The following is a 21701-nucleotide window of genomic DNA, read 5'->3' as shown; positions in this document are numbered from 1 at the left end:
TGAACGTAGCTATCTTGGCTATATAAATTTTTTTCAGGAAAATATGTATCTTTTTTATCCTTTGTTTCGTCAAATACTATGAATCTGATTTAAAGGTGCCGCCCTTTTATTGAAAGATTCCCAATTCAGCAGGAAAAGTTAAGGAGGATTATCATGAAAAAAATGAATAAATGGGTCATTGTAACCATTTTATTATGTCTATTATTGCCATATAAGGCTTTTGCAGATGCAGCTGTTGGTGAAATGATCGTCACACTTGGTGAGAATTTGACAAATGAACAAAAAAATATGATTTTATCAGAAATGAAAGCGCCAAATGATGTTGAGGTTTTAACGGTTACAAATGCGGAGGAACATGAATACTTAGGAGACTATATCGCTAGCCGTCTGATCGGTACAAAAGCGATTTCATCTTCTGCGATTACTTTGGAGGAAAAAGGTACCGGACTTAAACTGGAATCGAAAAACATTAACTGGGTTTCCGATGAAATGTATATCAATGCACTGGCTACTGCCGGAGTAAAGGATGCTACCGTCTATGTCACAGCACCTATACCCGTTTCCGGTACAGCGGCTTTGACAGGAGTCATTAAAGCCTATGAAATCTCTGCCGACAAGAAGATTCCTGAAGATGTGAAACAGGCAGCGAATGAAGAAATGGTGAAAACAGCAAAATTGGGTGACGAAATCGGTACAGAAGAAGCCTCTGCACTTGTTACGAAAATCAAAGAGGAAATGGCTGCAAATCCACCAGCCAATACTGAAGAGGTCCGCGATGTTGTCGAGTCTTCAGCAAAAGACCTTGGAATCGCCTTAAATGAAAATCAAGTTCAAAGTTTAATTGATTTATTCAATAAGCTAAAAGAATTGGATATTGATTGGAACGCTGTCGGTGATCAGCTGACTGCAGCTAAAGATAAACTTTCCAATTTTCTTGAATCCGAAGAGGGTCAATCATTTCTGGATAAATTGAAAGAAGTTTTCAGTAGTTTAATAGACGCGATCAAGTCACTTTTCAGCTGAATGAAATAAAAAAAGGATGGCCAATGCCATCCTTTTTTCTATTTTTTATTGACGACTGCGGCTTCATGAAGGGCCAAATCCAAATGGATAAGATCTTCGTAAGTCTCACGTTTGATGACCAACCGGGCTTCTCCATTTTCGGCAAAGACGACTGCCGGTCTCGGAATCCGATTGTAATTATTCGACATGGAATATCCATATGCGCCTGTACAAAATACCGCCAAGACATCACCGCGGCCGGCTTTTGGCAATGGTAAATCCCAAATCAACATATCTCCGCTTTCACAGCATTTGCCTGCAATGGACACTGTCTCTTCTACAGGGTCTAGTGGCCGGTTTGCAAGAATGGCATCATATTTCGCTTCGTAAAGAGCGGGACGTAGATTATCACTCATGCCCCCATCTACGGCAATATATTTACGGACATTAGGAACTTCCTTTTCAGAACCGACCTTGTACAGTGTCACACCAGCGTCCCCGACCAATGAACGGCCAGGTTCTATCCAGATTTCAGGCATCACTAAATCAGAATCAGCAATCAGGTTCTGCACTTCCCTAACGATCTCCTCAACATATTGAGACGCCGGTAGCGGGTCGTCCTCTTCTGTATACCGAATCCCGAATCCCCCTCCGAGATTCAATACCTTTGGTTGAAACCCTACCGAACCGTGCCAATCACTCAGCTTGCCGATAATTTTTTGGGCTGCCAGCAGGAAACCGGTCGTTTGAAAGATCTGGGAACCGATATGGCAGTGCAATCCCAGCACTTCCAGAAATTCACTTTTAAGCGCTTGTCGAAGGGCAGCTTCGGCCTGGCCGTTAATAAGATCAAAACCAAATTTCGAATCTTCTTGCCCTGTCAAAATATAATCATGCGTATGGGCTTCGATACCTGGTGTTACACGGAGAAGGATCTTCACCTTTTGTTCACGGTTTGTACAAATTTCTTCCAACAGTGTCAACTCTGAAAAATTATCGACTACTATACAGCCAATGTCATAATCCAAAGCCATATGTAGCTCTTCTTCACTTTTGTTATTTCCATGGAAGTGAATCCGTTCTGTTGGGAAATTTGCCTTAATTGCCGTATATAATTCTCCCGCTGAGACAACATCAAGGGAAAGTCCCTCTTGCTCAGCCAACTGGATCATGGCAATCGAAGAAAAGGCCTTACTAGCGTAAGCAACTTGTGCTGAAATCCCCAATTCCTCAAAAGTTCTCTTGAACCCTCTCGCCCGTTCGCGAATTAGCTCTACATCATAAACATATAATGGTGTACCAAATTGTTCGATCAATTCGATCGTGTCCACTCCGCCAATCTCCAGATGTCCACGTTCATTGACACCACCGGTTCCGTACAAATGCATGATAGCCTCACCTTCCTGACTTAAAACTAAATATTAATAAGAAATGAGGCAGCCTCAAATAAAGATACCCTGCTGTAAAAGGTCCTCTATATGAACAAGCCTCATCCGAATCAATTATCCCATGTAAATATTGTTCTCTATGACTGCTTAGTGGTTCGAAGGGAAAGACAGATTGGTTTAAACTCCAAAGAGTCATGGTAGCTTTTTCTCTTTGTGAAGCCTAACTTTATCGCTTTATCCGAATAAAAATAAATTACCACAACTTTTCGACAACATCAACCTTTAGATTTTCTCGGCTGCCTATATAAATCCTGGGGATGTACAATGCTCGGACGTTCTATAGAACCTGGATAAGGTCTTCTAAATATTATATGTGACAAGGCCTTCGGCTGAAACGGGAGAAGCGGCCATAAATAAGGTGTATTTAAGGTTTTTATACTAGTGAGCATGATCAAATAGAGTGTGATGCCTATAACTAAGCCAGGCACTTTAAATAAAGCGACCAACACTATCAGTACTAAACGGGAAATTTTATTCGCAACCCCCAATTCTAAACTCGGAGTGACAAATGTACCGATTGTCGCTACAGAAGCGTAGAGAACCACTTCAGGTACAAATAGGCCAACATCTATCGCTATTTGTCCTATCAAAACCGCCGCAACCAAGCCCATTGCCGTGGAAAGCGGGGTCGGGGTATGAACGGCTGCCATCCTTAAAAACTCTATACCTATATCGGAAATGAAGATTTGGATCACTATGGGTATATGCGTTTTTTCATTCGGCCCGATATACTCGAACTTTTCCGGCAGGAGGGAAGGCTCTAAACAAAACAATAACCAAATCGGCAGCAAGAATAATGAAACGAAAATCCCGAGAAACCGTACCCAGCGCACCAAGGTCCCAACGGCAGGTGCCTGCCGATACTCCTCAGCGTGTTGCATGTGATGAAAAAGGGTGGACGGGGTAATGATGACACTCGGTGAAGTATCCACATAAATGAGGACATGCCCCTCAAGCAAATGCGTTGCCGCCACATCAGCCCGTTCCGTGTATCTGACAAGCGGGTAGGGGTTATACCTTTGCTTTACGATGAACTCTTCGATCGTTTTATCAGACATCGTTATGCCATCAACCTCAATACTATTCAATTCCTTACGAACGATTTCTATCAAATCCGGATCGGCAATATCTTTAATGTAGCCGATGGATATATCGGATTTCGATCGTTCCCCTACATGCAACATTTCGAAACGTAATCTTTCATCCCGGATTCTTCGTCTGGTTATCGCTGTGTTAATGATGATATTCTCGACAAAACCATCCCTTGATCCACGGACGACTTTTTCCGTATCGGGTTCTACTGGCTGTCTCCCGGGATAGCTCCTGACATCCACTACCAGTCCTATTGGTTTACCATCAACAACAACGACTATTAAACCGGATAATACCTGATCAACAAGCTCATCCATCGTCTTTATTTCCTGAACGGATTGGTGTACGAGTAAGTCTTTGACTACATCAAAAACTTTAGTAGACACGATATCGGCATTTTTGTTATGAATAAGAGAATCGAGGATATCAATGATGTACTCTGTATCCGTCAGCCCGTTTATATAGTAAATATGCACATCTTTTCTTAAGACCTTTATCCTTCTTACTCCTAAGTCAAAGCTGACGCCCAGACCTACTTTCTCTTCCATGTACGCGTCAACTTCCGCTACCCTACTCGGAATCGGCATCATGTTTTGAGGTTTTTCTGAAGTCATCATGACCACTCCTTTCCAATATGATTTCCACCGCTAGCTTCGTTATCGGTGCTCCTCTTTTAAAATCGTCCTGATGGGACATTTTTCCGATATCCCCTATCCCAACTACTATGGGAACATGTAATTGATCGATGCAATACACCGTATCTCCTGTTATCTTGCCCAGTTCAAATTCCTCGGCGCCGTATTTATCAACCCCGTTCGGTGTCAAATTACCATCACGGTCAATACAGATATCCACCTTGGTCCATTCTTCCCTTCTAGTCTTTGACGCGACCGCTATCACGCCAAGGACATCAATATCAGGGTGTCCGGCAACTACCTTCATTGCCTGTTCGCCTGATCCTTCTCCGATAAAACCGCTATCATCAAACATGACCAATACAGGATCATACTTCGCCTTTTTTATTAATTCAACTAACTCCAAGCCCGTATATCGTGATGGATTACCTTGGGACATGGAGATACATCTTCCCCCTATTTCCTTGGCTACATGCTCGACAGCCCGTTTCGCATACTCATCTCCATCCGTAATCAATATCACTTTTCGTTTGGTTACCATCTTGGGCCTACCTTTCATCATCAGGAATAGTTACCTCATACACTTATAAATCGACAAAATAAATCCATTGGAATAATGATCCGGCTATTTTTCCCAATACGAGTGCCATTAACAGATAAATGATCTTCTCTTGAATTCCGATTCGTTTTGAAAGAACCGGAAATACATTCAGGACTTCAGTTAAGGCAGCAGCAAGCATCCCATTAAATATCCCGTCAGCCAAACCGATCGGAATTAATAGAAAATGCGGGAGGGAAAGTTCCGTTTCCTGTAATCCTAACCATGTTCCTGCGACAACTCCGGCAATGATGGCTCCTTCGTAGTAATGAATCATTTTCATTGTCTTTGTCAGCTGAGTCAGTCTTGGAATCACCCCAAGTACAGTTAAAAACGCTACAAAACCGGCACCTGTCGCAAAACCCCCGGCTAAACCGACAAAGATTCCGAAGATGATTTTACCGGTCATCAAGGTGGCGCACGTTTTCCTTATTTTCATTCATGATTACATAACGGTCCAAATCCTGCTGATAGTTGAACATTTCAACCTCGAGCGGACTAGGTTCCTCATTGAAGCGTTTTTTAAAGAAATGATTAAAAAATAGAATCATGCCCATACCAAGGCCGAAGCTATATGGGATTTGGATCAATAACGGCTTATCTTCCACTTTTCCCGTTATTATAGTAAAGATTTTTTGATGCACTTCCCCCATGCTCACATCCACATGAAAATTCATGATCGTCATCCCGCCGCCGACAAATAACAAAAACCAAACTAAGGCGAATGACAGGTATGACATTTTCTTTTTCGAGAGAATGATTTCGATGATCGTCTGGGAGGGGCCGAATGTTTCCACTTCAATAGTCGGATCCACCTTGCGGATGGCCATGATAACTTGAGCCAAATCAATGACAATAATATTCTTATCTTCCTTCTTGACCGTTAATAATATGATTTCTTCAATTTTGGTAATCACTTCTTCAGGCCCGATTATCCTTGCAATATCTTTTATCCTCACCGTTTGATTTCCCTTTGCTTGTACACGGTTCCTCATCCTGATATATACAACTGCCATTATCATCACATCCCGACCTTTTATTTCCTTATGCTAGTAGTATGGATTGGAAGCAGTTTGAAAATGCAGGAAGTGAACCATGTCCAAATATTACTAATTTGAAAACAAAAAAAGACACGCTGCAATGACAGCATGTCTTTTTGGTTTACATTCATCTATTAATGAGTGGGGAAGAAAATCAGCTGAACCAAAAATATCAATCCAAAAATATAAATGAGCGGGTGTACTGATTTTCCTTTTCCACTGAATACCTTCATTAGGGGATATGTGATGAACCCAATTGCAATCCCTGTAGATATACTTGAAGTAAGCGGCATCGTTAAAATGATTGCAAATGCTGGAAATGCCTCATCGAAAATTTTCCAATTGACTTTAGCCAGCCCTTCCATCATGAAACATCCCACGATGATCAAAACGGGAGCTGTGATTGCTTGAACTGAAGAAATTGCCGATATCAATGGAGAAAAGAAAATCGATACAGCAAACAAGATTGCCACGACAGTAGCGGTTAATCCCGTACGTCCGCCTGCAGCCACTCCCGTGCTTGATTCCACATAGGCAGTCGATGGGCTTGTACCAAACATCGAGCCGACTGTAGTCGCAATCGCATCACCTAAAAAGGCTTTCTTGGCACGAGGGATTTTCCCATCCTTCGTTAGTCCTGCCTGTTCTGTCACGCCAATCAAGGTACCTGTCGTATCGAAAATCGTCACGAGTAAAAAGGCGAAAACGATTGAATATAAAGAATTCGTGAAGACCCCAGCGATATCGATATCGAAAAATACCGGTGTTGGTGGTACAGATAAGACCCCATCGAAGTTGAGCAAACCGATAAAGTAGCCAATGATTGCCGTAACGATCATACCAATGAAAATTGCCCCTTTTATATTACGGGCCATAAAAATCAAGGTAATGAATAAGCCTGCTAACGCTAAAACGGTTCCAGGCTGATGCAAATCGCCAAGCGTCACCATCGTTGATTCATTAGGCACTACGATTCCAGCATTTTTCAATCCGATAAACGCAATGAATAAACCAATACCGGATGTGATGCCATATTTCAATGAGTTAGGGATCGCATCAATTATCATTTTACGCAAGCTAGTCACGCTAATTAATAGAAATAGCAAACCAGCAATGAAAACCGTACCGAATACGGTCTGGTATGAAAGGCCCTGTGCCCCCACCACGCTGGCAAAATAAGCATTCAAACCCATCCCTGGTGCTATCGCAATCGGGTATTTTGCAACGAGCCCCATGATAAGGGTACCAATCACCGCTGATATGACCGTTGCCATGAAAACTTGTTCAAATGGAATTCCGATTGAAGACAATAAAGCCGGATTCACAATGAGGATATAAACCATAGTTAAAAATGTCGTAACACCCGCCATGACTTCTGTACGGACATCCGTCCCATTTTCTTTCAGGGAGAAAAACTTTTCCATAAACATATTTTAGACCTCCAGATCTAAAGGAATCACCGACAACCGTTTGCACAAAAATACAAGGTGTCCTAATATTGTACTGCATCGACGTTTTTCCTGATCATTATTCATTGAAAGAAAGATAAAAAACGAATGAGAAACGCGACCTTTACTATAATATTCGTTTTTATTCCTAAATTCAACTAAAAATTCGACCCCATCCATATTTTCATCTTAAGTCACTTTTACTTTTTCCTAAAATCAATATTTATTTTCAGCGCAATAAAAAAACCACATGAATCACTGATTCATGTGGTTTTTCATTTGCTGAAGAATCTTCTTTTCCAGCCTTGACACCTGAACTTGGGAAATACCAAGCCTTGCCGCCACTTCCGATTGCGTCTGATCTTTATAATACCTCAGGAAAACAATCAGCCTTTCACGTTCATTCAATTCATGTATGGCTTCTTTCAAAGCGATTTGATCGAACCAGGATGTTTCATTATGGTCGGCAATCTGGTCAAGAAGGGTAATCGGATCTCCATCATTTTCATAAACCGTTTCATGGATGGATGAAGGGCTCCTGCTAGCTTCTTGGGCCATGATGATTTCCTCTGGCGACAGCTCTAGATGTTCCGCCAATTCATTGACAGTCGGAACACGGCCATACGTCTTTGAAAGTTCCTCTTTGGCCCGGCGAATTTTATTCGCCATTTCCTTTAATGACCGGCTTACTTTAACCGTTCCGTCATCACGGATAAAACGTTGGATTTCACCAATGATCATAGGCACAGCATACGTTGAGAATTTCACTTCAAATGATAAGTCAAATTTATCCACGGACTTCAACAGACCTATGCAGCCTATTTGATAAAGGTCATCCGGTTCGTAACCTCGATTGAGGAATCTTTGCACTACTGACCATACAAGCCTCAGATTGCTATTGACAATCAAATTCCTTGCATCTTGGTCACCGCTCTGGCTGCGTTGGATTAAACTCCGCAATTCCTCATCTTTTAAATGGGGCTGGCCTTTCTTGCTCTTCTCGTTTTTAACCTCCACATCCATATGCAAGTCTCCCTTAATTGCACAAAGCTCTGCTTGTAGTTAAGTGCTTTTTTAATCGAATGATCGTGCCTTCGCCCTTATGGGAAATTATATTGATTTCATCCATGAAGTTTTCCATGATGGTGAATCCCATACCGGAACGTTCAAGTTCGGGTTTTGTCGTAAATAACGGCTGTTTAGCCTCCTCGACGTCTTCAATGCCCAGTCCTTCATCCCGGATGGTCAATTCCACAGTATCGCCTTCGATGACCACTGAAATGTAGACCCAACCTTCAGGATCACTCTCATATCCATGGATAATCGAATTCGTAACGGCTTCTGACACGACGGTCTTGATCTCTGTCAATTCATCCATCGTCGGGTCCAATTGGGCAATGAATGCCGCAACAGTTACCCTGGCAAAAGATTCATTTTGGCTAAGTGCAGAAAATTTCGTTTCCATTTTATTTTTCATATTAGGCAACCCCCAGTCTTTGCAAAGCGTTTTTTTCGGATAGTTCCATTTTAACAATTTTAAACAACCCTGACATCTCAAATAACCGCTTTACTGCTGGAGAAATTGCACAGACCACCATTTCACCTTGCTTTTTGTTTACCTGCTTATAACGACCCAAAATAACTCCGAGCCCTGAACTGTCCATAAAATCCAATTCTTCCATGTTAAGGATGATATGCTTGATATTATGCTTTTGAATGGCTGCCTCTGCCTGATTTTTCAATTTTTCTGCTGTATGATGATCTAAATCACCTTTGAGACGAATGCACAATACGCGGTTTTTCGCCTCCATATTAATCGTAAGACTCATTATATACAGCCTCCTTCACTGTCTTATAAAGAGTCAAGTTCTCTTTTTCACCTGCCGATTCCTCCTTACTAGCAAAACTAGTGGAGTTTCGCCTAAATTAGTACGATTAACAGGCAATGCGACAATTTATTCTATTTCGCCTGGGTAAACATGCCGAAAGCCCGTTTATACAATTGCCACCAGCTGGCATTATCAACAGTTTCCTTCGCAACAATCGGAGATTCGACATACACCTTACCGTTTTTCTTCAATTCAAGCGTACCAATCTCATCACCTTTTTTAATCGGGGCATCCAAATCTTTATCAAGCGTGATTTTTTTTGTAAAATCCTTTGCCGTTCCGTTTTTGGCTGTCAAAACTGAAATAGGTTCACTTGTGACGCCCACCACGGATTTCTTTTGTCCTTTACTTACCTTGGCTTCACCTAACACCTCACCGCGTTTATAAATAGGGTATGTGATGTATTGTGAAAATGCATAATCTAACATCTTGGTGACCTGAGCGTTTCGTTCCTTTGGAGAAACGGCTCCGAAAACGACGGCAATGACACGCATATTCCCTTTTTTAGCAGTCGCTGTCAAACAATATTTCGCTTCATTTGTGAATCCTGTCTTCAGTCCATCGACCCCAGGATAAAATTTCACTAATCTATTTGTGTTGACTAGCCAGAATTTCTTTTCGGTATTTTCACGGAGATAATCTTCATATGTACCCGTGAACCTTGTAATCGTATCGTATTTCAATAATTCCTTCGCCATGATCGACATATCATGTGCCGAACTGTAATGATCTTTAACAGGAAGTCCCGTTGCGTTTTGGAACTTTGTATTTTTCAACCCGAGGTCTTTCGCCTTTTTGTTCATTTTCCTGACAAACTCTTCTTCCGATCCAGCTAAACGTTCAGCCATCGCCACCGATGCATCATTCGCCGAACCAATCGAGATGCCCTTAAGCATTTGTTCTGTGGTCATTTCTTCACCTGGCTCGAGGAAGATCTGGGAACCGCCCATCGACGCTGCATACTCACTAGTCCTGATTTTCTCCTTCATGCTAAGTTCGCCTTTATCGATCGCTTCCATTATCAGCAGCATCGTCATGATTTTCGTCATGCTTGCCGGTGAAAGACGATCGTCTGCATTTTTATCATAGAGAACAGTACCTGTATCCCGTTCAATCAAAATAGCGGATTTAGCATTTGCCGCCAATTCGACTCCTTTTTCTTCAGCTGCTTTTGTATGCGGGATGTTAAAACCCAATGCTACCAAAACGGTTAAAAATACAGAAAGAATCCGCTTCATCTCCATACCCTCCAATCTTTATATTTTTTATTTTTTCCATTAAACCCATTTTTATACAAATAAAGATGAATTTTGAACATATACTGGATATAGGGTAACAAAGTGAACCAAATTAAAAGGGGATGCGCATGGGCATCCCCTTTTAAAAATCCAATGGGATAAACGTAAAAAGGCCGCTCAAAAGTGCGGCCTTTTTTGGATAATGTTTATTCCATGATCTCTTTATAGATCAATGTAGGTTTTTCTACTTTCTCTTTTGAAATCGTAATGCTTTCATACAATTTTTCTTTTACCTTTGAAACATCTTCGAAATTGCTGTAAATCGTCACAAGTGATTCACCTTTTGCCACGGTTTCCCCGATTTTTTTACGAAGTACCAGTCCGACTGCCAAATCAATCTCTGATTCTTTTGTCGCCCGCCCGGCTCCTAAAAGCATGGCTGCCGTTCCTACTTCATCAGCGATGATTTCCGATACATATCCGTCCTCTTTCGCTTCCAGCTCGAATGTATGAGCAGCCTGCGGTAGTTTTTCCGGCTGATCTACAACCGAACCATCGCCTCCTTGCGCTTCCAGGAAAATCTTGAATGAGTTAAGTGCAGAACCATCCTTGATCGCATTTTCCAGCAAGGTTCTTGCTTCTTCCAGCGAGTTTGCCTTTTTGGCAAGGTATACCATATGGCTTCCTAGTGTTAAAGAAAGTTCTGTTAAATCTTCCGGTCCCTCTCCTTTAAGCGTATCGATGGCTTCCTTCACTTCTAAAGCATTTCCGATTGCGTAACCCAACGGTTGGCTCATATCGGAAATGACAGCCATCGTGTTTCGTCCCACATTGTTACCAATGCTAACCATTGCATGCGCCAACTCTTCGGAATCTTCGAGAGTTTTCATGAAAGCGCCCGCTCCCGTTTTAACATCAAGTACGATTGCATCAGCACCCGCGGCGATTTTCTTACTCATGATCGAGCCAGCAATCAAACCGATACTGTTAACGGTACCCGTAACATCGCGCAATGCATATAACTTTTTGTCGGCCGGAGTCAGGTTACCACTTTGCCCAATGACAGCTATCTTATTTTTATTTACAAGTCGGATGAACTCGTCATTTTCTATTTCGACATGAAATCCTTTTACAGACTCCAACTTATCGATCGTTCCGCCTGTATGGCCAAGACCGCGTCCTGACATCTTTGCCACTGGAACACCTACAGCAGCAACCAATGGCCCAAGCACTAGAGTTGTGGTATCACCAACACCGCCTGTTGAATGTTTATCGACCTTGATTCCTTCAACCATCGATAAATCAATTTGATCTCCTGATTCGACCATTGCCATGGTTAGATCAGCACGTTCCTGCTCATTCATGCCTTTGAAATAAACAGCCATTGACCAAGCGCTCATTTGGTAATCCGGAATGGATCCATCGGTAAACCCTTTGATGATGAACTGTATTTCTTCTGTAGTAAGAGCCTTTCCATCACGCTTTTTCTCGATTAAATCTACCATTCTCATATTAGAATCCCCGCTTTTTGAAGACACCGCTTCTCTTTAGGTGTACTTGTATTTTTTTGGTTCGTTTTATATGTCTTTAACGATTTGCTTAACAAATTCAAGAAAACTGCTTTTCACTTTTTCAGTCGTTTCAATTACCTCTTCATGTGACAAAGGCTGATCAAGAATGCCTGCGGCCATATTGGTAAGGCATGAGATTCCGAGCACCTTCATTCCGCTATGCCTTGCTACGATCACTTCCGGAACTGTCGACATACCAACTGCATCCCCGCCAAGGATCCTTGCCATTTTCACTTCTGCCGGTGTCTCATAGGTCGGTCCTGTATTTCCGATATAGACACCTTCTTTAATATCCAATCCTAGTGAAGCCGCTATTTTTTTGGCTTGCGTCCTAAGGTCTTTATTATAAGCTTCCGACATATCAGGGAATCTAGGGCCAAAACGCTCTTCATTAGGACCAATCAATGGGTTTGCCCCCATTAAATTAATATGATCCGTAATGAGCATCAAGTCACCTGGTTCATAGCTTTCATTAACGCTTCCGGCAGCATTCGTTACGATTAACGTCTCAACACCAAGAAGTTTCATTACACGGACAGGAAAAGTGACCTTCTCCATGGAATAACCCTCATAAAAATGGAAACGTCCTTGCATCGCTACAACTTTTTTGCCACTTAAATGTCCAATGACAAGCTGTCCAGCGTGTCCTTCAACAGTCGATACCGGGAATTCCGGGATTTCGTGGTAAGGAATCGTTATCGGATTTTCAATTTCATCCGCCAATACTCCAAGTCCGGAACCAAGAATCAGTCCTATCTCCGGAGAGCCTTCCATTTTACTTTTTATGAATGACGCAGCAGTCTCTATTTTATTAAACATTTATTTATTCTCCCCTAAATTTAGATCGCCCAATATATTTTTTCCGAAGGCAGGCATTTTCACATCAAAATTAGCAGCGACCGTCGCCCCAATATCAGCAAAAGTATCTCTTATCGGGAGTTCGGCACCTTCTGTAAATCGTTTGGAATAGACTAATAATGGTACATATTCACGTGTGTGATCGGTTCCTTCATGGACCGGATCATTCCCGTGGTCTGCGGTGATGATCAATAAATCATCCTCTTTCAGTTTTTCAAGGACTTCCGGCATCCGAGCATCGAATTCTTCCAATGCCTTTCCGTATCCCTCTGGATCGCGGCGGTGACCGTATAAAGCATCAAAGTCGACTAGATTAAGGAAACTTAACCCTTTGAAATCCTGTTCTACCGTTTGGATTAATTTATCCATTCCATCCATATTGGATACGGTCCTTAATGATTCAGTCACACCTTCCCCATCAAAGATATCCGAGATCTTCCCGATTGCAAGCACATCATAACCAGAATCTTTCAATTCATCCATTACTGTCCGGTCAAACGGCTTTAATGCATAATCATGACGGTTAGGCGTTCTTTTGAAGTTGCCCGGTTCACCTGTGAACGGTCTGGCAATGACGCGTCCAACCTTGAACTCATCAGCCATTGTCACTTCACGGGCAATTTCACAAATCTTGTATAATTCGTCTATCGGGACGATATCTTCATGTGCAGCAATCTGTAATACGGAATCCGCCGATGTATATACAATCAGCGCACCCGTTTTCATATGTTCCTCGCCAAGCCTCTCAATGATTTCCGTGCCGCTTGCCGGGACGTTCCCAATAATTCCCCGACCCATCTTCGCCTCGAGTTCATTGACTAATAATTCCGGGAAACCATCTGGAAATACACGGAATGGAGTCGATATATTCAAACCCATGATTTCCCAATGTCCAGTCATCGTATCTTTTCCTGTAGAGGCTTCCTTCATTTTCGTATAGTATGCGAGAGGTTGCTGAGCTTTATCAATTCCCTTGATTTCACGAATATTGCCTAAACCCAATTTTGCGAGGGTCGGCATGTTCAATCCATTCATTTTTTCTGCGATATGGCCGAGTGTATCCGCACCTTTATCGCCGAATAAATCTGCATCAGGTGCTTCGCCAATCCCAACTGAATCCATAACTATTACAAATATTCGTTTAAATGCTGAATTCCCTTTCATGAGTCATTCCTCCTAAAATAGTAAATCACTTTTTATACTTTCTATAATACCCTTATTCTGCTCAGTTACTCTTCTTTTAAATGAAATCGCAAGAACGTCAGAAGTCTGACCTCTCTACATTGTAAACGATTACCATGATAGAGACAAATAATATATTTCGGAATGAAACAAAGTGCCAAAAGATGTGCGTTAGAATCATCAGCAGCACTTATATCAGTCTAATCGACAAAGAAAAAAGGCTGCTCCTTCAACTGCCTCGCAGTTAAATTCACAACCTTTCTACCATTCTACTATTCCTTTAAGCTCGCGGATGGAATTTTGAATAGACATCCTTGATCCGTACGTTCGTAATATGTGTATAAATTTGAGTTGTCGATATATCCGCATGACCGAGCATTTCTTGGACGGCACGTAAATCAGCCCCATTCATCAATAGATGTGTCGCGAAAGAATGTCTGAGTGTATGCGGTGTAATTTCTTTTTCAATTTGTGCCGATTTTACAAGTTTTTTTAAAATCTTCCAAAAGCCCTGCCTTGTCAGCCTGTTTCCATGATGATTCAAAAAAAGCGAATCTGTCCTGTTCTTGGGACTGGCCATTTTCCCCCTGGAACTTTCCATATAATGTTCAATCGCACCCAATGCAGTTTGTCCAATCGGAATGATCCTCTCTTTATTTCCTTTCCCTACACAACGGACAAAACCCATCGATGCATGGACATCACTCACATCCATGGATATCAACTCACTGACACGCATACCCGTCGCATACATCAGTTCCAGCATTGCCTTATCGCGTAATCCGTATTCATCCATTTTCTTCGGGGCTTCCAATAGTGCTTCAACCTCTTCCATGCTTAATACCTTTGGAAGGCTTCGTTCCGGTTTTGGCGTTTCTATATGTATGGACGGATCTTGATCGGTTACTTTTTCCCTTAGAAGAAATTGATGAAAAGACCGAATGGAAGCTATATGACGCGCTACCGTCTTCGATGATTTCCCTTGATCCTTCAAATGCACGAGAAAATGCAGGATGTTCACCCGCCGTGAATCATTCCAATCCCCAATGGTTTCAACATTTTTCAGATAGCTCCAATATGATCTTAAGTCACGCTCATACGAGACGAGCGTATTATTGGCAAGTCCTTTTTCAATGGTTAAAAAATGAATGAAATCCCTAATTTGATTCTCCATATTCATTACTCCCCGTTTAAATAAAACAACATTAGGCGTTCAAGCCATGCATCATCACCCGTATCAACAGCCTTCGATACTTTTACAGCCATGCCTTTCGGTTCATCATAACGATGATAATTTTGATATTCCTGATTCAACCATACCATTCCTATATAAAAAAGAACAGTGAAGCTAACAAAGAGAATCATCACTTTAGCCGTGTGCAAAATAAGCGATAATGATGTTTTCATCCTTTCCCCTCCCATTCGACCCTTTGTATCAATCTATGCCCAACAGGACAAGATTTATACGTGTTTCGGAAAGGAGAAAGCAAAAACAGCTCTTACTTGAGAAAACAGGCTTTTAAAATGCAGAAAACCTTCTCCATTAAATGGAAAAGGCCCGACTTCATTCACCCTAATTTTCTTCTTTGTCATGACATCGATGACAAATGCCATGAAAGGTTAATCTATGGTCTTTTATCTTGAAGTTCCAGTCGCGTTCCACAATGTCTTCTACGTCTTCAAGTAAGTCTTCCTGGATCTCATCTACCGCACCACATTCCACACAAACAAGATGATGATGGAAATGCGCAGCTCCTTCTTGTCTTAAATCATAACGGGAAACCCCGTCTCCAAAGTTAATTTTATCTACTATCTTCAATTCAGTCAGCAACTCTAGCGTACGGTAAACTGTTGCCAATCCAATTTCCGGCGACTTTTCTTTGACAAGGAGGTAAACGTCTTCTGCGCTTAAATGATCCTCTTCATGCTCAAGTAAAACGCGGACGGTCGCTTCTCGCTGAGGCGTTAATTTGTAGCTGGACGAGTGTAACTGCTTTTTTATCCTATCAATTCTGTTTTCTATTTCCATACCTAATATTCCCTCCCGCGCCGCTATCTTATCCATTATATCAAAAGAGGGAAAACTGTCAAAATAGATTTCTTGTTAAAGATAAAAAAAATTTGCGGGAACGGTATATTTCCATCAATGACCCAATAAACTTACGACTTTTTTCATTAAAGAAGGGGATAGGTACGCTTCAAATGCAGCAGCCGTAATCAAAAATACCCCCGACAAAACCAATGAGAAAATATACCGTGAAATTATCGGCTTCAGCGGTTCACGAACCTGCTTAAGGAAAATCCGGCTGATCATTTTCATTGATAACGAGACTGCAAGGACGGTTATTACGATGAATATCGGGACGATGAAAATATTTTGGGGCAGAATAGCGACAAACGATAATAAGAACCCGCTCCATCCCATTTGATTGACTAAAAAGCCTACCGTGAATCCAACAACCATCCCTTTTATAAATAACAAAACCAGGATGACAGGCAAACCGATGACCGATATTCCGAGAATCCAGATGACCCCTATATATTTTATATTATGCATAATACTTTGGCTGAACATATCATGCGAAGATGCAAATTCACCTTTGGATACTTGTCCGAAAAATTGCGATAAATAATAGAACAAGTCTTCCTTTTGGGTAAAGCTCAAGCTATTCACCAATATTGCCCCAAAAATGACACCCATCAAAAAAAGCACAGTGATAAAGACATATAATGAGGAATGTTCGTTAATATGTTTCATTACGGCATTTTGTACGACAGATTTTTTTTTCATCTTTCATCCTCCCAACTCCGCTTACTAGAATCTATGTTTTCACTCTTTCATTTATGCTAAGAAAACTTTCCCCATCAGCCGAACACCTTGAACCCAATTCATGTTATAATTTTCCATACCAATGAGATGGAGGCAGGATATGAAACCTAAATTAATGGATTTTCCCGAAAAAATTGAAACCCCACGATTATATCTAAGACCTTGTCAGCCTGGCGATGGCCTGGATCTTTACGAAGCCATTGTCCATTCTAAACCTGAATTGCAACAGTGGCTGCCGTTTGCCCATCAAGATGTTTCTTTGGAAACCTCTGAACAGAACGTTCTTAAGGCCTTTGCGGACTTCATTTTAAAAGAGGATATCAGACTCCATATTTATAGGAAAGAAGACGATCAATTCATCGGCTCCACTGGTCTGCACCGAATTAACTGGGATATACCTAAATTTGAAATTGGCTATTGGATTGATACGAGATTCAGTAAACTAGGCTACATAACGGAGACCGTGGAAAAGTTAACCAAATTCGCCTTTTACCATTACGGCGCAAAACGGGTCGAAATTCGCTGTGATCCTAATAATATTGCCAGCAAACGGATTCCCGAGAAGCTGGGATTTACCCTTGAAGGAATTTTGCGTAATGACTGCCTCAGTGCAGACGGAAAGAAAGTGCGGGACACCTCCATTTATGCAAAAACTACAAATTAAAAAAAGTCCCGACAGATCTTATCTGTCAGGACTTTTTTCAGTTAATTCCTTTTTGATCTTTCCGTACTTTCCTCCGCCCCCCACTTCAAAAGAAAGCGTCCCTTTTCTGGCAGAATCGATGTAGACCGCCAATTTTTCAGGAACGATTTCCATTAGCTGTTCAAGCGTAACTTCATGAAGGATATTCATCTCTGTTCCAAATGCCACCAGCAGTTTTTCCATGGATTTAGGTCCGAGTCCCGGTATGAAATCTAGTGGTACTTGATGGATATACGGCGGCCTTTCCTTTCCGTTTCTTCCGTCCATCTCGGAAATGGAGAGTTCTTCAATCCTGGACGATACTCCTTTAATAATGGATTTATTACCACACTCAGGACATTGTTCACTATCCCTCAATACCTGATGTAAACACCCTGAACATACGGTTTGATGATACTTTCCCAATAAGGGGTTCAATCCATAATTAACGGTCACCTTGCGATTCCCTGTTTCTTTAAGGGCTTTTGCCAACTCATTGAAACTTGGTTCTTCAAGCAGGACTTTTTGATATTCACGAGCGATTTTCCCAAGCGAATGCGCATCGGAATTTGTTACGAATACATAGGAGTCCAACTCCTCGATATCCTTGACCATTTCTGTATCTGAACTTAAACCAAGTTCGATGGCATCAATTAGCTTCGGATCGAATACTTCTGTCAGACTGGATCGCACCCCTTTTCCATATAAGCTTTTAAATGGGGTGAAAACATGTGCCGGGATAAACAGGCCGCCCAGGGACTTCACGATTTTTTGCAGCGTTCTTCCATCGTAATAAATCCTTTGGGAGCTCAAGGTGATATTTTTAACATGTCCGCTCATCCATGAGGAGAATTCCTTCATCGCTTTTAAAGTGGGAAAATAGGCGAGGGCATGGATCGGTCCATTACAATTCTGATCATAAATTTCAATCTCCGAGCCCGGAATGATGGTTGTATTCTTGTATTGAAGTCCGCCTTCAATCTTTTCCGTGATTTCGCCATCCAGAATCCCCGCTTCGATCTCTTCGATAATTTCAGGAGAATGGCAATCGATTATCCCGATTAGATCAAGGCCCTTCCTTTCACTTGCCACTTGCAGCACATTGCTGAAGGTTAACGTTTTAGCACCTGTTATTTTCACGGCCCTTCCGCTTCTCGTTCTGCCTATATGGATATGCAGGTCAGCGTAATACTCTTTCATTTATGATGTCATCGCCTTTTTCAACTGCAGATACTGAACTGCATATGCCGTTTTGGCATCCTGGATCTTCCCTTCATCCATATAAGTTTGGGCTTCCTCCAACGTGAGTTCAAGCATCTCGACAAATTCATCTTCATCCAGTGGTGCCGCATTTTCTTTCTTTTTCAAATTGTGGGCCACATACATGTGGACCAATTCATCGGCGAAACCTGGGGATGTATAGAAGGATATGATGTGCTCCATTTTTTCACAATCATAACCTGTCTCCTCTTCCAGTTCCCGTTTAGCCGACAGAACCGGTTCTTCGCCTTTTTCCAGCTTCCCTGCAGGAATTTCCACCAAGCTTCTCTCCAGCGCTTTACGGTACTGTTCAACCATGATGATCTTATTTTCTGACGTGAGAGCTATGATGGCAACCGCTCCCGGATGCTTGATTATTTCACGTTTACCCGTTTTCCCATCAGGAAGCTCTACATCATCCACTTGCAGGCTGATTACTTTTCCTGTGAAGATTTTTTCCGAAGACAGCGTTTTTTCTTCAAATTTTTTCATCCTGACCACTCCTCTGTTCTAATTGCAGCATGTTTCCTCATACATTTTACCATAATAAAGATGGAGGGCGATTTAATGAAAGTTTACGTATTGGAAAAAAGCGTTACTTTATCCGGAAAGAGCTGGGAAATCCTTCAAAAACTAAAACAATTACAAAATCAATATGTTTATGTCAATGATTGGATTGCCGACATACACGATCAGGTGCCGACCACTCCTTTAAAACGGATCAAGTGAATTCTTTGAGTGAAATGGATTTCTCCTTTACAATGAATGTAAAGGGAGTGGATAACATGAAAAAACGCAGACTAGGAAATTCTGACTTGCTAGTTTCTGAAATCGGGCTTGGATGCATGTCATTGGGGACTATTGAAAATCAGGCATCCGAAATCATACAGGCCGCTTTAGATGAAGGAATCAATTATTTTGATACTGCCGATTTATATGATTTCGGTATGAATGAAGAAATCGTCGGAAAGAATTTAAAATCGGTCCGCGATAAGGTATACATAGCCACCAAGGTTGGAAACCGCTGGAATGAAAATAAAGATTCCTGGAGCTGGGATCCATCTGGCGCTCATATTAAAACGGCAGTAAAAGATAGCTTAAAGCGATTGGGGACTGATTATATTGATCTTTATCAGTTACATGGCGGCACCACTTCAGACAATATCGAAGAAACGGTAGAAGCATTTGAAGATTTGAAAAAAGAAGGCTATATCCGATATTATGGAATTTCCTCGATTCGTCCGAATGTCATCAAGGAATTCACTGAAAAGTCTGAGCTTGATTCCGTGATGATGCAATTTAATCTACTTGACCGCCGCCCAGAAGAGTGGCTGTCCCTTTTGGCCAGCAAACAGATCAGCATGATCGCCCGTGGCCCCCTTGCCAAAGGGCTGCTCAGTGAAAAAATGCTTGAAAAAGCAAATGAGGATGGATACCTTGACTATAGCTATCACGAACTTAAAGATTTGCTTCCGCAAATAAAGGACAAACTTTCCGATAGGAAGTTGAATGAAACGGCAATTCAATATGTATTGTCCCATCAAAGCGTCGCTACCGTTGTTCCAGGAGCAAGCTCGGTACAGCAGCTCCGTGATAACTGCCAGGCGGCTAACAGCCCTTCACTGTCCAAAACCGAGTTGGATATCCTGAAGCGGTTGACCAAAGTGAATAAATATGAAAGTCACCGTAATTAATAAATATGTCAGGACGAACCTTTAGGCTGCACTGTCTCCGTTTAACCAACGGGATAGTCAGCCTTTTTCCGTTCCACCTTTTTTTCACCATACTTCTTCTTTACCGATTTCAAGTTCCGATCATTCTAATTCCTTTCAAAACCAATTTAACGGTTTTAAACATTTCATTGGACATCCTAAAATTAATATTGTACAATTAAATTGTGCACAATTAAAAATAAAAAGATAAGGGAGAAAAAATGATGACAAAAACATTATTTACAACGTCTGTAACAGTTGATGGCGGCAGAGAAGGAACGGCAATTTCTGCTGACGGCAACTTCACGGTTGATATTGCGATGCCTGGAACGCCTAGGGCTAAACAGATGCCTGAAGCATCTAATCCGGAACAGCTTTTTGCAGCTGGTTATGCTGCATGTTTTGATAGTGCTTTGCAATCAGTTGGTAAAATTGAACGCGTTTCTTTCGATTCCAAAGTCACCGCAAGCGTCAGTCTATTGATGGGTGAGATGCATCAGTATAGCTTGGCTGTAACTTTGGCTGTGAAGGGCTCCGGGGTCGACAAGGAGACATTCGAAACCCTTGTTCATAAAGCGCATCAAATGTGTCCTTATTCAAAAGCAATCAATGGCAATGTGGATGTCGCCTTTGAAATAGATGTAGACTAATCCAACAAAAAGACGCTTGGGGTTCCCAAGCGTCTTTTCTTCACTAAAATTGCTGTAATGTTTTCAATAGTTGGAGCAGCGAAGCTTTTAAATCCTCAACCACCCTCTTATCCTCACCCGACATAGCCGAAATGCGATCGGGAATGAAACAGGCCTCTTCCTGTAAACCAAGTCCCTTTTCCGTCAACTTAATCATGACAGACCGTTCATCTTCAGTTGAACGTTCACGGACAATCAAGCCATTCTGCTCCATTCGTTTCAACATGGGGGTAAGCGTTCCTGAGTCGAGGGCAAGGAGCTCCCCAAGTTTTTTTACTGTAAGTGTATCCTGTTCCCATAATAGAAGCAAAACAAGATATTGAGGATATGTCACTTCAAGTTTATCAAGCAGCGGTTTATATTTCTTCGTCATTTCCCGCGAACTTGCATAAAGCAGGAAACATAATTGGTCTTCCAGTACTTTTTCTATTTTACTTTGCATCATATCACCAGCTAATAGTAGTCCATCCGATATGCAATCATATCGAACTTATCTTTAATATAATCGTTATACTTTATAAAATAAA

General features: G+C 41.7%; 25 protein-coding genes. 5 read left to right on the top strand and 20 right to left on the bottom strand.

From position 1 onward, the window contains the following. Window positions 1-162 precede the first annotated feature (162 nt). Complete coding sequence (locus ACIQ0C_RS02760) at window positions 163-1023, top strand: DUF1002 domain-containing protein (RefSeq protein ID WP_403057107.1); 861 nt, start codon at window positions 163-165, stop codon at window positions 1021-1023. 38 nt (window positions 1024-1061) lie between these two features. Here the strand turns inward: ACIQ0C_RS02760 and lysA are convergent, their stop codons facing one another. The 17 genes from lysA to spoIIM form a co-directional block, all read right to left on the bottom strand. Continuing rightward, the gene (lysA, locus tag ACIQ0C_RS02755) at window positions 1062-2390 is read right to left on the bottom strand and encodes a diaminopimelate decarboxylase (RefSeq protein WP_402839826.1); all 1329 of its coding nucleotides are present in this window, start codon (window positions 2388-2390) and stop codon (window positions 1062-1064) included. Window positions 2391-2665: 275 nt separating this feature from the next. Continuing rightward, complete coding sequence (locus ACIQ0C_RS02750; protein ID WP_402840245.1) at window positions 2666-4132, bottom strand: spore germination protein; 1467 nt, start codon at window positions 4130-4132, stop codon at window positions 2666-2668. Continuing rightward, on the bottom strand, window positions 4113-4718 hold the full coding sequence (gene spoVAEA / locus ACIQ0C_RS02745) for a stage V sporulation protein SpoVABEA (protein ID WP_095389705.1): 606 nt from the start codon (window positions 4716-4718) through the stop codon (window positions 4113-4115). The genes ACIQ0C_RS02750 and spoVAEA overlap by 20 nt, the downstream gene beginning before the upstream one ends. A 43-nt stretch (window positions 4719-4761) precedes the next feature. Further along, window positions 4762-5184, bottom strand: a complete 423-nt coding sequence (locus tag ACIQ0C_RS02740) for a stage V sporulation protein AB (protein ID WP_034308131.1) — start codon at window positions 5182-5184, stop codon at window positions 4762-4764. Next, window positions 5174-5791 carry a stage V sporulation protein AA gene (locus ACIQ0C_RS02735; protein ID WP_402839821.1) on the bottom strand — a complete coding sequence of 206 codons (618 nt, stop codon included), beginning with the start codon at window positions 5789-5791 and terminating at the stop codon, window positions 5174-5176. The genes ACIQ0C_RS02740 and ACIQ0C_RS02735 overlap by 11 nt, the downstream gene beginning before the upstream one ends. Before the next feature lie 158 nt (window positions 5792-5949). Continuing rightward, the gene (locus tag ACIQ0C_RS02730) at window positions 5950-7239 is read right to left on the bottom strand and encodes an NCS2 family permease (protein WP_191928996.1); all 1290 of its coding nucleotides are present in this window, start codon (window positions 7237-7239) and stop codon (window positions 5950-5952) included. 279 nt (window positions 7240-7518) lie between these two features. Then, entirely contained in the window at window positions 7519-8286 is a 768-nt protein-coding gene (gene sigF / locus ACIQ0C_RS02725) for an RNA polymerase sporulation sigma factor SigF (protein WP_402839818.1), read from the bottom strand. Window positions 8287-8299: 13 nt separating this feature from the next. After that, a complete protein-coding gene (gene spoIIAB / locus ACIQ0C_RS02720) occupies window positions 8300-8740 on the bottom strand; it encodes an anti-sigma F factor (protein ID WP_034308139.1) in 441 nt (146 codons plus the stop codon). Between the two features lies 1 nt (window position 8741). After that, window positions 8742-9092 carry an anti-sigma F factor antagonist gene (gene spoIIAA, locus ACIQ0C_RS02715; protein WP_034308142.1) on the bottom strand — a complete coding sequence of 117 codons (351 nt, stop codon included), beginning with the start codon at window positions 9090-9092 and terminating at the stop codon, window positions 8742-8744. 131 nt (window positions 9093-9223) lie between these two features. Further along, entirely contained in the window at window positions 9224-10390 is a 1167-nt protein-coding gene (locus ACIQ0C_RS02710) for a D-alanyl-D-alanine carboxypeptidase family protein (protein ID WP_402839814.1), read from the bottom strand. 206 nt (window positions 10391-10596) lie between these two features. After that, window positions 10597-11901: a pyrimidine-nucleoside phosphorylase gene (locus tag ACIQ0C_RS02705; RefSeq protein ID WP_403056633.1), complete on the bottom strand. Its 1305-nt coding sequence runs from the start codon at window positions 11899-11901 to the stop codon at window positions 10597-10599. A 66-nt stretch (window positions 11902-11967) separates the two neighbouring features. Further along, window positions 11968-12780, bottom strand: a complete 813-nt coding sequence (locus ACIQ0C_RS02700) for a purine-nucleoside phosphorylase (protein WP_402839808.1) — start codon at window positions 12778-12780, stop codon at window positions 11968-11970. Continuing rightward, entirely contained in the window at window positions 12781-13983 is a 1203-nt protein-coding gene (gene deoB / locus ACIQ0C_RS02695; protein WP_402839805.1) for a phosphopentomutase, read from the bottom strand. A gap of 298 nt (window positions 13984-14281) precedes the next feature. After that, window positions 14282-15175, bottom strand: coding sequence for a site-specific tyrosine recombinase XerD (gene xerD / locus ACIQ0C_RS02690; RefSeq protein WP_403056630.1), 894 nt, complete (start codon window positions 15173-15175; stop codon window positions 14282-14284). Between the two features lie 5 nt (window positions 15176-15180). Next, complete coding sequence (locus ACIQ0C_RS02685) at window positions 15181-15408, bottom strand: YqzK family protein (protein WP_402839799.1); 228 nt, start codon at window positions 15406-15408, stop codon at window positions 15181-15183. 166 nt (window positions 15409-15574) lie between these two features. Then, window positions 15575-16024, bottom strand: a complete 450-nt coding sequence (gene fur, locus ACIQ0C_RS02680) for a ferric iron uptake transcriptional regulator (protein WP_034311309.1) — start codon at window positions 16022-16024, stop codon at window positions 15575-15577. Between the two features lie 120 nt (window positions 16025-16144). Further along, complete coding sequence (spoIIM, locus tag ACIQ0C_RS02675; protein WP_403056627.1) at window positions 16145-16792, bottom strand: stage II sporulation protein M; 648 nt, start codon at window positions 16790-16792, stop codon at window positions 16145-16147. Window positions 16793-16931: 139 nt separating this feature from the next. Between spoIIM and ACIQ0C_RS02670 the strand changes: the two genes are divergently transcribed. After that, the gene (locus tag ACIQ0C_RS02670) at window positions 16932-17495 is read left to right on the top strand and encodes a GNAT family N-acetyltransferase (protein WP_403056625.1); all 564 of its coding nucleotides are present in this window, start codon (window positions 16932-16934) and stop codon (window positions 17493-17495) included. Window positions 17496-17513: 18 nt separating this feature from the next. Here the strand turns inward: ACIQ0C_RS02670 and ACIQ0C_RS02665 are convergent, their stop codons facing one another. Both ACIQ0C_RS02665 and ACIQ0C_RS02660 read right to left on the bottom strand, forming a co-directional pair. Continuing rightward, complete coding sequence (locus tag ACIQ0C_RS02665; protein WP_403056619.1) at window positions 17514-18713, bottom strand: endonuclease Q family protein; 1200 nt, start codon at window positions 18711-18713, stop codon at window positions 17514-17516. After that, on the bottom strand, window positions 18714-19265 hold the full coding sequence (locus tag ACIQ0C_RS02660; protein ID WP_402839788.1) for an NUDIX hydrolase: 552 nt from the start codon (window positions 19263-19265) through the stop codon (window positions 18714-18716). Window positions 19266-19340: 75 nt separating this feature from the next. Between ACIQ0C_RS02660 and mciZ the strand changes: the two genes are divergently transcribed. The 3 genes from mciZ (at window position 19341) to ACIQ0C_RS02645 (ending at window position 21135) form a co-directional block, all read left to right on the top strand. Further along, window positions 19341-19502 (top strand): Z-ring formation inhibitor MciZ, encoded by a 162-nt coding sequence (mciZ, locus tag ACIQ0C_RS02655; RefSeq protein ID WP_403056616.1) that lies wholly within the window; start codon window positions 19341-19343, stop codon window positions 19500-19502. A 56-nt stretch (window positions 19503-19558) separates the two neighbouring features. Beyond that, window positions 19559-20467, top strand: a complete 909-nt coding sequence (locus tag ACIQ0C_RS02650) for an aldo/keto reductase (RefSeq protein ID WP_402839784.1) — start codon at window positions 19559-19561, stop codon at window positions 20465-20467. A 242-nt stretch (window positions 20468-20709) separates the two neighbouring features. Beyond that, window positions 20710-21135, top strand: coding sequence for an Ohr family peroxiredoxin (locus ACIQ0C_RS02645; RefSeq protein WP_053535641.1), 426 nt, complete (start codon window positions 20710-20712; stop codon window positions 21133-21135). A gap of 43 nt (window positions 21136-21178) precedes the next feature. On the opposite strand, the gene ACIQ0C_RS02640 is transcribed toward ACIQ0C_RS02645, so the two are convergent. After that, window positions 21179-21616: a MarR family winged helix-turn-helix transcriptional regulator gene (locus tag ACIQ0C_RS02640; RefSeq protein WP_402835473.1), complete on the bottom strand. Its 438-nt coding sequence runs from the start codon at window positions 21614-21616 to the stop codon at window positions 21179-21181. Between the last annotated feature and the right edge of the window lie 85 nt (window positions 21617-21701).

Source organism: Peribacillus sp. NPDC096448 (assembly GCF_044762675.1).
GTDB lineage: Bacteria > Bacillota > Bacilli > Bacillales > DSM-1321 > Peribacillus > Peribacillus frigoritolerans_B.
The sequence above is the reverse complement of the archived record's forward strand: the minus strand, read 5'-3'. Positions and strand labels throughout refer to the sequence as shown.